The sequence below is a fragment of the Streptomyces sp. NBC_00513 genome (genome assembly GCF_041431415.1).
In the GTDB taxonomy this organism is placed as follows: Bacteria; Actinomycetota; Actinomycetes; order Streptomycetales; family Streptomycetaceae; genus Streptomyces.
On record NZ_CP107845.1, the window covers coordinates 3,259,358 to 3,274,828 of the forward strand.

Consider the following 15,471-nt stretch of genomic DNA (forward strand, 5'->3'; position numbering starts at 1 on the left):
GGTGAGAACCGGCCCGGGCGCCCCTGTCGGGCAATCGCCTAGACGTGCGTCCGCAGCAGGGAACGCATGGTCCGCATCGCGACGGACAGGTTCGCCAGGTCGAAGTCGTCCGAGCCCCGGATCTCCTCCAGGGTCGTCCGCGCACGCCCGATGATCGCCGCGTTCTTCTCCTCCCAGGCCTTGAAGCGCTCCTCGGGAGTCGACTCGCCGTTGCCCACCGCCAACACGTCGGCCGTCAGGGCCGCGTGCGCCGCGAACAGGTCCTCGCGGATGGAGGCGCGGGCCATCGACTGCCAGCGGTCGGACCGCGGCAGCTCGATGATCCGGTCCATCAGCCGGGTGATGTCCAGCCGGTCCGCGAGGTCGTAGTAGACCTCCGCGACGTCCAGCGGGTCGACGCCCGTACGGTCCGCGATGGCGACGATGTCGAGCGTCGGGAAGGCGGACGAGAAGCCGGCCACCTTCGCCGCCAGTTCCTCCGGCACACCCTCGCCGACCAGCTCGTCCATGATCGACCGGTACCAGTCCAGGTCCGCGCCGCGCACCAGCTTCGGCAGCTCGGCCCACACCCGCGCCACCCGCTCGCGGAACAGCTCGATGGTCTCGGTGATCTCCAGCGGCTGCGGCCGGTTGTTCAGCAGCCAACGGGTACCGCGCTCGACCAGGCGCCGCGAGTGCAGCCGCACCCGGGTCTGGACGTCGGCGGCGACCTTGTTGTCGAGGGCCTCGACCTCGTCCCACACGCCGGCCATGCCGAAGATCTCGCGGGCCGAGAGCTGCGCCCGGACGATCTCCTCCGTGGACGCGCCGGTCTCCTCCCGCAGACGGTGCAGGAAGGTCGTACCACCGGTGTTGACGGTGTCGTTGACCAGCAGCGTGGTGGTGATCTCCCGGCGCAGCGCGTGCGCGTCGATCTGCTCCGGGAACTTCGCGAGCAGGGCGCCCGGGAAGTACGCGTGGAGCAGACGGCGCAGGTACGGGTCGTCCGGCAGCCCGGTGGCGATCAGCTCGTCCGCCACCGTGATCTTCGTGTAGGCGAACAGGACGGCCAGCTCCGGCTGGGTCAGCCCCTTGCCGTTGCTCAGCAGCTCGCGGATCTGCCGGTCCGTGGGCAGGAACTCCAGCCCGCGGTTGAGCAGTCCGTCCCGCTCCAGGCGGCGCATGAAGCGCTGCTGGGCGTGGAGCAGGCTGGGCGCCTGGGCGGCGCCGTTGGCCAGGGCGGTGTTCTGCGCGTAGTTGTTGCGCAGCACCAGGTGGCCGACCTCGTCGGTCATCTCGGCCAGCAGCTTGTTGCGCTGCTTGACGGTCATGTCGCCGTCCGCGACGACCGCGTTCAGCAGGATCTTGATGTTCACCTCGTGGTCGGAGGTGTCCACGCCGGCGCTGTTGTCGATGGCATCGGTGTTGATCTTGCCGCCCTCGCCGCCGGCGCCGGTGCGGGCGAACTCGATGCGGCCGAGCTGGGTCAGACCCAGGTTGCCGCCCTCGCCGATGACCTGGGCGCGGACGTCCGAACCGTTGACGCGGATCGCGTCGTTGGCCTTGTCGCCGACGTCGGCGTGCGTCTCGGCGGTCGCCTTGACGTACGTGCCGATGCCGCCGTTCCACAGCAGGTCCACGGGGGCCTGGAGGATGGCCTGCATCAGGTCGGCCGGGGTCATCTTGGTGATGCCCGCCTCGATGCCGAGGGCCGCGCGGACCTGCGCGTTGACCGGGATGGCCTTGGCGGTGCGGGGGTGGATGCCACCGCCCGCGGACAGCAGCTCGGTCTTGTAGTCGGCCCACGAGGAGCGCGGCAGGTCGAACAGGCGCCGGCGCTCGGCGTAGGAGACGGCCGCGTCCGGGTTCGGGTCGATGAAGATGTGCCGGTGGTCGAAGGCGGCGACCAGGCGGATGTGCTCGGAGAGCAGCATCCCGTTGCCGAACACGTCACCGGACATGTCACCGACGCCGACGACCGTGAAGTCCTGGGTCTGGGTGTCGTGCCCGAGCTCGCGGAAGTGCCGCTTGACGGACTCCCAGGCGCCGCGGGCGGTGATGCCCATGCCCTTGTGGTCGTAGCCGGCCGAGCCGCCCGAGGCGAAGGCGTCGCCCAGCCAGAAGCCGTAGGCCTCGGCGACCCCGTTGGCGATGTCGGAGAAGGTCGCGGTGCCCTTGTCGGCGGCGACGACGAGGTAGGTGTCGTCCTCGTCGTGGCGGACCACGCCCTTGGGCGGCACGACCTCGCCGGCGACCATGTTGTCGGTGATGTCGAGCAGCGCCGAGATGAAGATCTTGTACGAGGCGATGCCCTCGGCGAGCCACGCGTCGCGGTCCACCGACGGGTCGGGCAGGTTCTTGGCGACGAAGCCGCCCTTCGCGCCGACCGGCACGATCACGGTGTTCTTGACCATCTGCGCCTTGACCAGGCCGAGGATCTCCGTACGGAAGTCCTCACGCCGGTCGGACCAGCGCAGGCCGCCTCGGGCGACCTTGCCGAAGCGCAGGTGGACGCCCTCGACGCGCGGGGAGTAGACCCAGATCTCGAACGCCGGGCGGGGCGCCGGCAGGTCCGGGATGGCCTGCGGGTCGAACTTCATCGACACGTAGGCGTGCTGCTCGCCCGCGTCGTTCAACTGGAAGAAGTTCGTGCGCAGCGTCGCCTTGATGAGGGTGAGGAACGAGCGCAGGATGCGGTCCTCGTCGAGGGAGGCGACCTGGTCCAGGGCCCCGTCGAGTTCCTCCAGCATCGCGTCGATCAGCTCGGTGCCCGCGGCCTGTCGACCGGGCGACATCCGGGCCTCGAACAGCGAGACCAGCAGCCGGGTGGTGTGGACGTTGTTGCGGAGGGTGTCCTCCATGTAGTCCTGGCTGAAGGGCGAGACGGCCTGGCGCAGGTACTTCGCGTACGCGCGCAGGACCACGGCCTGCCGCCAGGTCAGCCCGGCGCTCAGCACCAGGGTGTTGAAGTTGTCGTTCTCCGCCTCGCCCTGCCAGACCGCCGCGAAGGCGTCCTGGAAGCGCTCGCGGGCGTCGTCGCCGAGGTGGGCGTCTCCGTTCCCGGAGTGGACGGGCATCCGCAGGCCGAAGTCGTAGATCCACGCGTTCGTCCGGTCGCTGCACCGCAGCTCGTACGGCCGCTCGTCGGTGACCTCGACGCCCAGGCGCTGGAGGACCGGCAGCACCGCGGACAGGGAGACCTGCTCGCCCTGGCGGTAGATCTTGAAGCGGCGTTCGCCGGGGCCCGCGCCGACGGGCTCGTACAGCGAGAGGTCGAAGTCGCTGTCCCCGGCGGACAGGCGCTCCAGCCGGACCAGGTCGGCGACGGCGGAGCGCGGCGAGTGGTCGGCCTTGTAGCCCTCGGGGAAGGAGCCCCCGTAGCGGCGCAGCAGTTCGGCGGCGCGCTCCTCGCCGGTCTCCGCGATGAGCGCCTCGCCGAAGCCGTCGGCCCAGGAGCGGGCCGCCTCGACCAGGCGGGCTTCGATGCGGTCCACGTCGGCGTCGGTCAGGACGGGCAGTTCCTTGCCCTGCGGGACGCGGACGACGAAGTGGATGCGGGAGAGAATCGATTCGGTGTTCCAGGCGGTGAAGTCGACGCTGGTGCCGTCGAGCTCCTCCTTGAGGATGTCGATCAGGCGCAGCCGGACGCCGGTGGTGTACCGGTCGCGCGGCAGGTAGACGAGCGCGGAGTAGTAGCGCCCGTACTCGTCCTGGCGCAGGTACAGCCGCAGCCGGCGGCGCTCCTGGAGGTACAGGACGGAGGTGACGATGGCCCGGAGCTGGTCGACGGGCGTCTGGAACAGCTCGTCGCGCGGGTAGGTCTCCAGGATCTGGAGCAGGTCGCGTCCGTCGTGGCTGGACGGCGCGAAGCCGGCGCCGTCGAGGACCTCGACGACCTTGCGTCGGATGACGGGGACCCGGCGCACCGACTCGGTGTACGCGGCGGAGGAGAACAGGCCGAGGAAGCGGCGCTCGCCGACGACGTTGCCATCGGCGTCGAACTTCTTCACGCCGACGTAGTCGAGGTACGAGGGGCGGTGCACGGTCGAGCGGCTGTTGGCCTTGGTGAGGACGAGCAGACGGTGCTCGCGGGCCTTGGCGCGCGCGTCGGCCGGCAGCCGGTTGAAGGACGGCGAGACGGGGTGGCCGTCCTCCTTGCCGCTGTGTAGCGGGTCGGAGCGCAGGATGCCGAGGCCGGTGCCGGGCACGGCGGAGAGGGAGTCCCCGTCGACCAGGTTGTACTCGCGGTAGCCGAGGAAGGTGAAGTGGTCGTCGGCGAGCCAGCGCAGCAGCTCGCGGGCCTCTTCGAGCTCGTACTCGCGCAGGTCGGGCGCGGTGGGCTCGTTCGGGAGTTCCTCCGCGATGCGCATGGCCGCGTCGCGCATCTTCTCCCAGTCCTCGACGGACTCGCGGACGTCGGACAGGACGCGCAGCAGGTCGGCGGTGATCTGCTTGAGGTCCGCCCGGTCGGTCTCGCGGTCGATCTCGACGTGGATCCAGGACTCGACGAGCGAGTCGTGGGGTCGGTCGGTCTTGGGCCCGTGCGCGTCGCAGTCGGGGCCGAGGATCTCGATCAGCTTGCCGGTGACGTCACGCCGCACGACGACCTGCGGGTGGATCACGACGTGGATGCCGCGTCCCTGGCGGGACAGCTCGTTGGTGACGCTGTCCACGAGGAACGGCATGTCGTCGGTGACCACCTCGACGACCGAGTGGCTGGAGGTCCAGCCGTTCTCCTCGACCGTGGGGGTGTGCACGCGGACGTTCGCGGTGCCCTGGGGGCGCTTCTCCGCGAGCCGGTAGTGCGAGAGCGCCGCGCCGAACACGTCGACCGGATCCCGGTCGGCGAGGTCCTCCGGCGCGGTGTGCAGGTAGTAGCGCTGGAGGTAGGACAGCGTCGTGCCCCGGTCGGGCCGCTCCCCTTGCTCGGACCCAGACGGAAGTAGCCCCCCGGCCGGGCTGTTCTCAGCTACCCGGGCCGCCCGTGAAAGCAGCTCGGCCTTTGCTTCGTCCAGCTTGGTCTGCATGTCCTCTGGCTCCTGTCGCGCGCCATTGCGTGACGTAGGTGAAGGAAGGAATGACATGGCGGCGCGACGCGGGCCGCGAGGCGGGATGTCCGTTCGGGATCGACGCCATGTCGTCGAGAAAGGCCACCGGAAGCGAATCGGCCAAGATCGGCACGTGGTTCCGGCAGCGGAGATCGGCGAAGGCCCGGGCACGTTCGTGCGCCGGGCGCGTGCCGGGGGCTTCAGTGCCCCCGAGGACTATCGCGCTGATCACGGGTACCAGGCTATCCCCACCCACCCCGTGCTCGTCATGAGCTGTATGTGTACAAATCCGGGGGTGGAACTTTGACACTCTGGACAGCGACGTGCCCGGCCACACGTGCACGCCGCCGCCAGACACCCGTGTCACGTGCCTATTCGGCCATTTCGCGAGCTGTGGCGACGGCCTCCGCCAGCGTGTCCACGACGGGCACGCCGGCTGATTCGAGGCTGCCGCGGCTGTGCGAGCCCCCCGTGTACAGCACGGCCCGCGCGCCCACGTGGGCGGCCGCGAGGGCGTCGTCCACCGCGTCTCCGATGAGGACCGTACGGTCGGCCGTCACCCCCGCCGCCGCCATGGCGGCCATATGGCGTACGAGATGGCCCGCCTTGGTGGTGTGCGAGGGCCCCGTGCGCCCGTCGACGCGGAGGAAGTGCGTGTCGATGCCGTGCGTCCGGACCAGCGGCACCAGCTTGTCGTGGGGCGCGAGGGAGAGCAGGGACTGCGTCGACCCGGCTCCCTGCCAGCCCCGGAGCAGCTCCAGTGCGCCCTCGGCGAGCCCGGCGGTCTCCGCGGACGACCAGTAGTGCCGGTGGAAGGTCTCGTCCATGACGAGCCACTCCGCCTCGGTGGGCATCCTGCCCATCAGTCGCTCGTAGAACTTCGGGACCGGCACCACGTACAGCTCGCGGTACGTCTCCAGGGTGATCGGCGCGAAGCCGAACTCCGCGAAGGAGGCGTTGGTCGCGAGGATCACGGCGTCGATGTCGTGGAGCAGCGTCCCGTTCCAGTCCCACACGATGTGCGGGCCACGACGCGCCGTCGCGCTCACGGCGGTCACTTCGAACGCTTCCGTCACTTCGAACGCTTCCGTCACTTCAGCAACCCCGGAATCTCCTGCACCCCGAACCACAGCAGCTCGTGGTCCTCGGCGCCGTCCACCAGGGACAGCGCGTCGTCGTCCCCCGCGTCGGCCGCCTCGACGGCCCCGACGGCGGCCGTGACGTCCTCCAGCGCGTCATCGGCGTCCACGTGCACGGCCGCGGCCACGGAGAGCCTTACGGAGCTCCCCAGCGACACCTGTCCGAGGGCGGCCTCGTCGTTCCCGGGCGCCGCGGTGGCGGCCCGGTCGTCGACGTCGAAGGCCACGACGACCCGCCTGCGGGGGGCGTCAGCGTCGGCGGCGATCATCCGCAGGGAGGCGAGGGCGGCGCGGCCGAGGGCCGCGTACTCCAGCTCCTCGATGTCGTCGGACACGTACCACTCGCGCAGGCCGGGAGTGACCGCGTAGGCGCGCAGCGGGGCGGGACCCAGCTCGCCCGCCTCGTGCACCTCGGCGAGCCCGGGGACGGTCAGGGGGACGTACACGCGCATGGCCGGCTGCTTTCGGTAGTCGGGAACGCCCTCAGGATACGACCGGACCGCCCGTTCACCGATGCCCCCTCACAGCGGGTGCTCACGGCGGTCGCGCCACCGCGTCCGGTGACGGCGACGGTCCCCCTTCGGGGTGGCGGGGGCGGGGCGCGGCGCGTCCACCCGGTGCCCGCGGAGGGCCCGGGGACGGGGCGCGGCCCCGGGTCCCCCACCCGGATAGGTGAAGGCGGCCGGGGTCCGGGGCGAGCGCCCGGACCCGTTGCGGAGCGTGTTCGGCGGGCCGTACAAGTGACCCGACCAAGTTACCGCCCGGTACCGCAGGTGCCGGGCCCACACTCCCCGGGGACGACCACCATGACCAGGACGAGGACCACCACCCGCCCTCCCGGCCGGCACGACCAGCGCCACCCCGGGCGTCCCCGCACCGCGCGGGGCCCGCACGACTGGTTCGCCGAACGCCTCCTCGCGGTCCTCAGCGGCCGTCGCCCCGTCCACTCGCTGCTGGGCCACACCGTCGGCCCGGCGTACGAGCAGCTCGTCACCCTGGCCCCCGCGGGCCCCCTCCGCGACCGACTCCTCCCGGTCCTGCGCCACTGCGGCCGCTTCCACCCCGGCCCCGGTGTCATCGAGGCCTTCGCCCGCATCGCCACGGGCGACCGCGTCTCGGCGATGGCCTTCCGCCTGGAACAGGGCCCGGACCTCCGCTGGCGCTGCGCGGCGATCGAAATCCAAGGCCCCCGCCCCTGACCCCGGCCACCGGACCCCGCCCATCCCAGCCCCGCCGGCGTTTGAGGCGCGGGGCCCAACCCCGAATCCCGGACCCTGCCCATTCCACCCCGGACGCCCGCCCATTCCAGCCCCGCCCCGCGAATCCGACCCCGGACCCCGGCCCATTCCAGCCCCGCCGGCGTTTGAGGCGCGGGGTCCGGGGCGGAGCCCCGAAAGCCCGGCGCAGCCGGGGCCGCCCCGCGCAACGGCCCCGCACGACGCCCGGACCCGGCCCCCCGCACCAGCCCCGCAGGGCCCCCGCAGGGCCCCGGCTCCGGCCCGGACACAACGCCGCCGGGGCCGGACACCCGTACAACGGTGTCCGACCCCGGCAGGGTCACTCATCCCGACGGCCGCCAGGCCAAGAGGCCACAGACCCGGCGGGGCTACTTCTTGCGCCGCCGACCGCCGGCGGCCTTCTGCGCCTTGCGCCGCTCCGCCCGCGTCATGCCGTCACCGTCACCGCCGCCCTCGCTCTCGAAGTCGCCCTCGACGACCCCGCCCTCCCCGTCCACCGACGGGGCGGAGAAGTGCAGCCGGTCCGGCCGCTGCGGCGCGTCCAGGCCCTTGGCCCGGATCTCCGGCTTGGCCAGGGACGGGCCGGCGTCCTGCACGGGAAGCTCCTCGACCTGCTGCTCGACCTGGACCTCCAGGTTGAACAGGTAGCCGACGGACTCCTCCTTGATGCCTTCCTGCATGGCGTTGAACATGTCGAAGCCCTCGCGCTGGTACTCGACCAGCGGGTCCTTCTGGGCCATCGCGCGCAGGCCGATGCCCTCCTGCAGGTAGTCCATCTCGTACAGGTGCTCACGCCACTTGCGGTCCAGGACGGACAGCACCACGCGCCGCTCCAGCTCACGCATGATGTCGGAGCCGAGCGTCTTCTCGCGCGTCTCGTACTGCTCGTGGATGTCGTCCTTGACGGACTCGGCGATGAACTCGGCGGTGATGCCGGCGCGGTCGCCGGCGGCCTCCTCCAGCTCCTCGACGGTGACCTTCACCGGGTAGAGCTGCCGGAAGGCGCCCCACAGGCGGTCCAGGTCCCATTCCTCGGCGAAGCCCTCGACCGTCTCGGCCGCGATGTACGCGTCGATGGTGTCGTCCATCATGAAGCGCACCTGCTCCTGCAGGTCCTCGCCCTCAAGGACGCGACGGCGCTCGCTGTAGATGACCTCGCGCTGGCTGTTGAGGACCTCGTCGTACTTCAGGACGTTCTTGCGCGTCTCGAAGTTCTGGGTCTCGACCTGCGACTGGGCCGACGCGATGGCGCGCGTCACCATCTTGTTCTCGATCGGGACGTCGTCCGGCACGTTGGCCATCGCCATGACCCGCTCGACCATCTGCGCCTTGAACAGGCGCATCAGGTCGTCGCCCAGCGACAGGTAGAAGCGGGACTCGCCCGGGTCGCCCTGACGGCCGGAACGACCGCGCAGCTGGTTGTCGATGCGGCGCGACTCGTGCCGCTCGGTGCCCAGCACGTACAGCCCGCCGAGGTCCTTGACCTCCTCGAACTCGGCCTTCACGGCCGCTTCCGCGCGGGTGAGGGCCTCGGGCAGGGCGTGCGCCCATTCCTCGATGTGCTCCTCCGGGTCGAGCCCGCGCTGGCGCAGCTCGGCCTCGGCGAGGTCGTCCGGGTTGCCGCCGAGCTTGATGTCGGTACCGCGACCGGCCATGTTCGTGGCGACGGTGACGGCGCCGCGGCGACCGGCCTGCGCGACGATCGAGGCCTCGCGCTCGTGCTGCTTGGCGTTGAGCACCTCGTGCGGGATGCCGCGCTTGGAGAGCTGCTGCGAGAGGTACTCGGACTTCTCGACCGACGTCGTGCCGACGAGGATCGGCTGGCCCTTCTCGTGCTTCTCCGCGATGTCGTCGACGACGGCGGCGAACTTCGCGACCTCGGTGCGGTAGATCAGGTCCGCCTGGTCCTTGCGGACCATGTCGCGGTTGGTCGGGATCGGGACGACACCGAGCTTGTAGATCTGGTGGAACTCGGCGGCCTCGGTCATGGCCGTACCGGTCATGCCCGACAGCTTCGAGTAGAGGCGGAAGAAGTTCTGCAGGGTGATCGTGGCGAGGGTCTGGTTCTCGTCCTTGATGTCCACCCCTTCCTTCGCCTCGATCGCCTGGTGCATGCCCTCGTTGTAGCGGCGACCGGCGAGGATGCGGCCCGTGTGCTCGTCGACGATCATGACTTCGCCGTCGATGACGACGTAGTCCTTGTCGTTCTTGAAGAGTTCCTTGGCCTTGATGGCGTTGTTCAGGTAGCCGACGAGCGGGGTGTTCACCGACTCGTAGAGGTTCTCGATGCCGAGCCAGTCCTCGACCTTCGCGACACCGGCCTCGTGGATGGCGACGGTGCGCTTCTTCTCGTCGACCTCGTAGTCGCCGGTCTCCTCGATGCCCTTGAGGGGCTGACCGGCCTCGCCCTTGGTGAGGCGGGTGACGAGCTTCGCGAAGTCGGCGTACCACTTCGTCGCCTGGTCGGCCGGGCCGGAGATGATCAGCGGCGTACGGGCCTCGTCGACCAGGATCGAGTCGACCTCGTCGACCACGGCGAAGTTGTGGCCGCGCTGGACCAGCTCGTCCTGCGACCACGCCATGTTGTCGCGCAGGTAGTCGAAGCCGAACTCGTTGTTCGTGCCGTAGGTGATGTCGGCGCTGTACTGCTCGCGGCGCTGGGCGGGCGACATGTTCGCCAGGATGCAGCCAACCTCGAGGCCGAGGAACTTGTGCACCCGGCCCATGAGCTCGGAGTCGCGCTCGGCGAGGTAGTCGTTCACCGTGATCAGGTGGACGCCCTTGCCGGACAGCGCGTTCAGGTACGCGGGGAGGGTGCCGACGAGGGTCTTGCCCTCACCGGTCTTCATCTCGGCGACGTAGCCGAGGTGCAGCGCCGCGCCGCCCATGATCTGGACGTCGTAGTGCCGCTGGCCGAGGACGCGCTTGGCGGCCTCGCGCGTGGTCGCGAAGGCCTCGGGCAGCAGGTCGTCCAGGCTCTCGCCGTCCTGGTACCGCTGCTTGTACTCGTCCGTGAGGGCCCGCAACTCGGCGTCGGAGAGGTTGACGAAGTCCTCTTCGATGGAGTTGACCTGGTCCGCGATGCGGTGCAGTTTGCGCAGGATCTTGCCTTCGCCTGCACGCATGAGCTTGTTGAAGACGGACACCGAGGTTTGTCTCCTTGCCGGTCGGGCCTGGCACTGGTTCGTGCGCGGGCACGGAGGGTGGGCCCCACCGCAACGGCCATCGTAAGCGAGGACACGGTCGCGTCGGGAGGTCCGCACTATCCGTAGGGCACGGGTGCCCGGAATGAGAACGTACGGGGGGCACCGAAGGTGCCGGTGTCGACGAAAACTGTTGGCCTGGTGATCGTGCCCGTACCAGAATCCGTTCATGGAGCCCACGACACTGACCACCGCGCGTCTGCACCTGCGCCCCTTCGTCCCGGCCGACGCCGACGAGGTCTACGCGGCCGCCCAGGATCCCGACGTCCAGCGGTGGACCCTCGTCCCCTCGCCGTACGAGCGGGTGCACGCCGACACCTTCGTGGGCGAGATCTGCCCGACGGGTTGGCGCGAGGGCAGCGGGTACAGCTTCGCCGTGCGCCTCGGCGCGGACGGACCGCTCGTCGCGGCCATCGGCGTGCACGTGCGCGTGGTGGACGGGGAGAACGGCTACGAGATCGGCTTCTGGGCGACCAAGGAGCACCGCGGCAACGGCTACATGACCGAGGCCCTGGGCGCCGTCGCCCGCTGGGCCTTCACCGAGTTGGGCGCGCCCCGCCTGGAGTGGCGGGCCGAGGTCGGCAACGCGGGCTCGCGCGCCGTAGCGGAGAAGGCCGGCTTCCGCTTCGAGGGCCTCCTGCGCGCCGGCCTGGTCAAGGGCGACACCGTACGGGACTGCTGGATCGGCGCCCTGCTCCCCGGGGACCTCGGCCTGCCGTCGCCGCTCGCCTACCTCCCGTCGCCCTCGGCGTGACGGGGCGTGGGGCCGCGGGGTCGTGATGTCAGTGGCACCGCCTAGGGTGCGGGCATGACGACCGTGCCGGCGCCGACCGTGTCCCTTTCCGCCGACGAGGCCCGCCGGATCGCGCTGCGCGCGCAGGGTTTCCTCGGCGCGCCCGACCGCCGGGGCGGCGTCCGGGGCGTCCTGCGCCACCTGGGCGCGGTGCAGCTGGACACGATCTCCGTCCTGGCGCGTTCGCACGAACTGATCCCGTACGCACGCCTGGGCGCGGTCGGCCGGCCCGCCGTGGAGGCGGCGTACTGGTCGGACCGGCACGCCTTCGAGTACTGGTCGCACGCCGCCTGCATCCTCCCGATCGAGGAGTGGCCGCACTTCGCGTTCCGCCGTCGCGCCCGGCGGGCGCGCGGTCACCGCTGGCACGTCCTGGAGGACAAGGAGCGTTCGACCAGGACGGTCCTGGACCGGCTCCGGGCCGAGGGCCCGCTCACCTCCACCGAGCTGGGCGGCGCCAAGAACGGCGGCGAGTGGTTCGAGTGGTCCGAGACCAAGATCGCGGTGGAGTGGCTGCTCGACACGGGCGAGGTGGTCTGCGCCGAGCGACGTGGCTGGAAACGCGTGTACGACCTGCCCGAGCGGGCCGTCCCGGACGCCCTGCTCCACGACGACCTGGACGACCACGAGTGCCTGCGCCGGCTGGTGGCGCTGGCCGGCCGGTCGCTGGGCGTCGGGACCCGTGCGGACATCGCGGACTACCACCGCCTGGGGGGAGCCCAGTTCGACGCGGTCGTCGAGGAGTCGGGGCTGGTCCCGGTGGAGGTGGCGGGCTGGTCCAAGCCGGCCTGGGCCGACCCGGCCGCGTTGGCCACGACACCCCGGGGCCGGCACCGCACGACGCTGCTCTCGCCGTTCGACTCGCTGGTCTGGGACCGACCGCGCACCGAGCGGATCTTCGGGTTCACGCACCGCCTGGAGGCGTACGTGCCCAAGCCCAAGCGGATACACGGGTACTTCGCCATGCCGTTGCTGGCCGGCGGGCGACTCCGGGGCCGGGTGGACCCCGCCCGGGAGGGCACCACGCTGGTGGCCCGCCAGCTCTCCCTGACCGATCCCGCCGCCGCCCGCCCCATGGCCGAGGCACTGCGCGAGGCGGCCTCCTGGGTCGGCTGCGACACGGTGCGCGTCGAGCGCGCCGGCACGGCGGCCGAAGCGGCGGCCGTCACGGCGGAACTGGCCGCCCTGTAGGGCGCGCCCGTACGGGTCCCGCGCACACGACCGGCTAGCGGATCTCCAGGATCTTCTCCCGCATCGCGTACACCACGGCCTCCATCCTGGAGTGCAGTTGCAGCTTCTCCAGGATGTTCCGCACGTGGTTCTTCACGGTGTTCTCCGAGATGAACAGTTCCTTCGCGATGTCGCGGTTGTTCATCCCGGTGGCGACCAGCTTCAGGACCTCCAGCTCCCGGTCCGTCAGTCTCGGCGCCGGCACGAGCCGCCGCTCGTCCGTCCGCTGGATCATCGACTTGAACTCGGTCAGCAGCTTCGACGCCATCGAGGGACTGATCTGCGACTGGCCGTCCGCCACGGCCCGGATGGCCGTGGCCACTTCGTCCGTGGAGATCTCCTTGAGGAGGTATCCCGTGGCGCCCGCCTTGATCGCGTCGTAGAGGTCGGCCTCCTCGTCGCTGATCGTCAGCATGATGATCTTGGCGGAGGGGGCGACTTCCTTGATCGAGGTGCACGCCTCGATCCCGCCGCGCCGGGGCATCCGCACGTCCATCAGCACGATGTCCGGCAGCAGGTCGGCGGCCTTGTCCACCGCCTCCGCGCCGTCCCCGGCCTCACCGACGACCTGGATGTCCTCCTCCTGCGCGAGGACGATCTCCAGCCCGCGCCGGAAGAGTGCGTGGTCGTCGACCACGAGCACCCGAATGGGTTCCCGGGCCGCGTCACCGGATTCACCGGAACCGGCGACTCCGTCTCCGCGGACCCCCCGCTCCGTCTCACGACAGCCCGCGCCGTCGTCACCGCGCACCGGCCCGAAGCTGTCCGCCATCGTTCCTCCCCCTGCATGTGCTGAGCCGCCGGTCCAACCCGACGGGGTCGGCCGCCGCTTGACTGCTCGCCATGATTCCATGCCCGCGGCACCGGGAGGGGGCCCGACGAGGACCCGGCCGGCTCATACGAGCCGTACGGGTGCCCCCGCGGGACGCCCGCCGGCGTCCCACGAGGGCAGGGGTCGAGTGCTCAGCCGCCGAGCGATCCACCCGCGCCGCCACGCGGCTCCTCCGCGCTGGAGGCACCGTCCGGGTTGACGTGGATGACGCCGTAGTCGTAGGCGTGGCGCCGGTAGACGACGCTGGGCAGCTTGGTCTCGGAGTCGACGAACAGATAGAAGTCGTGACCCACCAGCTCCATCTCGTACAGAGCCTGGTCCAGCGACATTGGCGAGGCCGAGTGGGTCTTCTCCCGGACGATCAGCGGGCCTTCGCCCTGCACGTCGAGGGGTCCGACCTTGGTGGTCGGCACTCCGTCGGTCGCCTCGTCCGTGACGAGTTCGCCGTTGCCGTCGAGCTGCGCGACGCCCGGCACGACGTCGGCGACCTCGGCCGCGGAGAGCCGGCCATTGCCGCGGCGGGTGTACCGCTTGTCGTGCTGCTTGCGCAGCCGGGCCTCCAGCTTGTCCTGAGCCAGGTCCAGCGCCGCGTACGCGTCGGCGGCTGCGGCTTCCGCCCGAATGACGGGGCCCCGCGAGTGCAGGGTGATCTCCACGCGGTCGGAACGGTCGGCCTGCCGCGGGTTGTGCTCCTTGGACACCTCGACGTCCAAGCTGATCACCTTGGCGTCGAGCTTCTGGATCCGCTCGGGATTCAGCTTCTCTGCCACGTGCTTGCGGAACCGCTCGGGCACTTCGGTCTTGCGGCCCTTGACGACGATGTCCACGCAGAACTCCGTTCCCGGATAGCTCCGCCACCAGGGGCGAAGCGTCTCCCTTTCGCACCAGACCCCGGTGTTCACCGGAGCCTCGGACTTGGCGACTTTCACCTCCTCCTCCCCCATCGGCAAGATCTACATCCCACCGACTTCGGAGTAGAGGGACACCCTCTGACCGAAGATCCCAAAAAGATCCCGAAAACGGGCGGACTGGTGCTCCGATGGCATGGGGCCCAAGGATCGCCAGTTCCTCACAACCGAACATATCCCTCAATGGCGGTTGTCGGCACCCGCTACCGGAACCTACCTCCGTTCAGGTGGTGCTTCCCTCTTACTACCTGCAACGATGCGCCTTCCCCGGCAGTTCCTGAACTATTCGCAAGTTTTTCGTCCCACACGGGTTGTCGACCGAATCCGAACGAAAGACTCCGCCGGTACGAAGGAGTCCGCGGGAGCCGCAACCACCGCGGCGCCCGCCACCCGCAGACCGCCTGCCCGCAGCGCCCGGGCCGCCTCCGCGAGCGTCGCCCCGGTCGTGATCAGGTCGTCCACCACCACGATCCGCGCCCCGGCCGCCGACCGCACGCCGGCCGGACCCGCCACGAGGGCGCCGGCGACGTTCTCCCGGCGTTCCCGCGCCCCGAGGTCCGCCTGGTCCGCCACCCGCCGGCGCAGCCTCAGTACGGGCACCACGCGCGCGGGAACCCCCTTCCCGCGCAGACCGGCCGACGCGGCCAGCGCGATCCTGCGCGCGGGATCGTGCCCGCGCGCCCGCGTCCGGTGCCGCGCGGAGGGCACGGGCACCAGGGCCACCCCGCCCGCCGCCGCCCCACCGCCGCCCCCGCCCGGCAGCGACAGCACGGCGGCCGCGAGGGCGGTCCCGAGCGGGCCCGCCAGGGGCAGCGCTCCCCGCTCCTTGTGGGCCAGTACGACCTCGCGGACGGCGTCCGCGTACACCGCGCCCGCGTGCACCCCGGGCAGTCCCGGGGGCGCCGGCGACGGCCTGACCCGACCCGCCCCGGCCCCGCCGAGCGCCTCCAGACAGTCCGGACACACCAGGACGCGCGAGAGCCCGCAGCCGGCGCAGTCCACCGGCAGGACCAGCCCGGACAGCTCCCGCCACCACTCCCGCACCCCAGGTCGCACACCACGACCCTGCCGGCGCGTCCCGGCCGCCCGCCACCCCTGTGG

The 15,471-nt window shown here is 70.9% G+C and carries 10 protein-coding genes; 3 read left to right on the forward strand and 7 right to left on the reverse strand.

Going from position 1 to position 15,471, the window contains the following annotated elements:
- Nucleotides 1–38: 38 nt before the first annotated feature.
- The 3 genes from OHA84_RS15150 to OHA84_RS15160 all read right to left on the reverse strand — a co-directional run bounded on the left by OHA84_RS15150 (nucleotide 39) and on the right by OHA84_RS15160 (nucleotide 6,618).
- Nucleotides 39–5,006, reverse strand: coding sequence for an NAD-glutamate dehydrogenase (locus tag OHA84_RS15150; protein ID WP_053679419.1), 4,968 nt, complete (start codon nucleotides 5,004–5,006; stop codon nucleotides 39–41).
- Between the two features lie 392 nt (nucleotides 5,007–5,398).
- The gene (locus tag OHA84_RS15155; protein WP_234350072.1) at nucleotides 5,399–6,103 is read right to left on the reverse strand and encodes an HAD family hydrolase; all 705 of its coding nucleotides are present in this window, start codon (nucleotides 6,101–6,103) and stop codon (nucleotides 5,399–5,401) included.
- A gap of 14 nt (nucleotides 6,104–6,117) precedes the next feature.
- On the reverse strand, nucleotides 6,118–6,618 hold the full coding sequence (locus OHA84_RS15160; protein WP_266971261.1) for a hypothetical protein: 501 nt from the start codon (nucleotides 6,616–6,618) through the stop codon (nucleotides 6,118–6,120).
- A 354-nt stretch (nucleotides 6,619–6,972) separates the two neighbouring features.
- On the opposite strand from OHA84_RS15160, the gene OHA84_RS15165 reads away from it, so the two are divergent.
- On the forward strand, nucleotides 6,973–7,365 hold the full coding sequence (locus OHA84_RS15165) for an Rv3235 family protein (protein WP_053679423.1): 393 nt from the start codon (nucleotides 6,973–6,975) through the stop codon (nucleotides 7,363–7,365).
- Between the two features lie 407 nt (nucleotides 7,366–7,772).
- Here OHA84_RS15165 and secA read toward each other — a convergent pair whose 3' ends face one another.
- Nucleotides 7,773–10,550: a preprotein translocase subunit SecA gene (gene secA, locus OHA84_RS15170; protein ID WP_266947632.1), complete on the reverse strand. Its 2,778-nt coding sequence runs from the start codon at nucleotides 10,548–10,550 to the stop codon at nucleotides 7,773–7,775.
- Nucleotides 10,551–10,776: 226 nt separating this feature from the next.
- Here secA and OHA84_RS15175 point away from each other — a divergent pair, with 226 nt between their 5' ends.
- The gene (locus OHA84_RS15175; RefSeq protein WP_053679428.1) at nucleotides 10,777–11,361 is read left to right on the forward strand and encodes a GNAT family N-acetyltransferase; all 585 of its coding nucleotides are present in this window, start codon (nucleotides 10,777–10,779) and stop codon (nucleotides 11,359–11,361) included.
- A gap of 54 nt (nucleotides 11,362–11,415) precedes the next feature.
- The gene (locus tag OHA84_RS15180) at nucleotides 11,416–12,591 is read left to right on the forward strand and encodes a winged helix-turn-helix domain-containing protein (RefSeq protein WP_053679430.1); all 1,176 of its coding nucleotides are present in this window, start codon (nucleotides 11,416–11,418) and stop codon (nucleotides 12,589–12,591) included.
- A 34-nt stretch (nucleotides 12,592–12,625) separates the two neighbouring features.
- On the opposite strand, the gene OHA84_RS15185 is transcribed toward OHA84_RS15180, so the two are convergent.
- The 3 genes from OHA84_RS15185 to OHA84_RS15195 all read right to left on the reverse strand — a co-directional run bounded on the left by OHA84_RS15185 (nucleotide 12,626) and on the right by OHA84_RS15195 (nucleotide 15,426).
- Complete coding sequence (locus OHA84_RS15185) at nucleotides 12,626–13,402, reverse strand: response regulator transcription factor (protein WP_053679432.1); 777 nt, start codon at nucleotides 13,400–13,402, stop codon at nucleotides 12,626–12,628.
- Between the two features lie 191 nt (nucleotides 13,403–13,593).
- Nucleotides 13,594–14,289 (reverse strand): ribosome hibernation-promoting factor, HPF/YfiA family, encoded by a 696-nt coding sequence (gene hpf, locus OHA84_RS15190; protein WP_267803442.1) that lies wholly within the window; start codon nucleotides 14,287–14,289, stop codon nucleotides 13,594–13,596.
- Between the two features lie 363 nt (nucleotides 14,290–14,652).
- Nucleotides 14,653–15,426: a ComF family protein gene (locus OHA84_RS15195; protein ID WP_371591387.1), complete on the reverse strand. Its 774-nt coding sequence runs from the start codon at nucleotides 15,424–15,426 to the stop codon at nucleotides 14,653–14,655.
- Nucleotides 15,427–15,471: the final 45 nt, after the last annotated feature.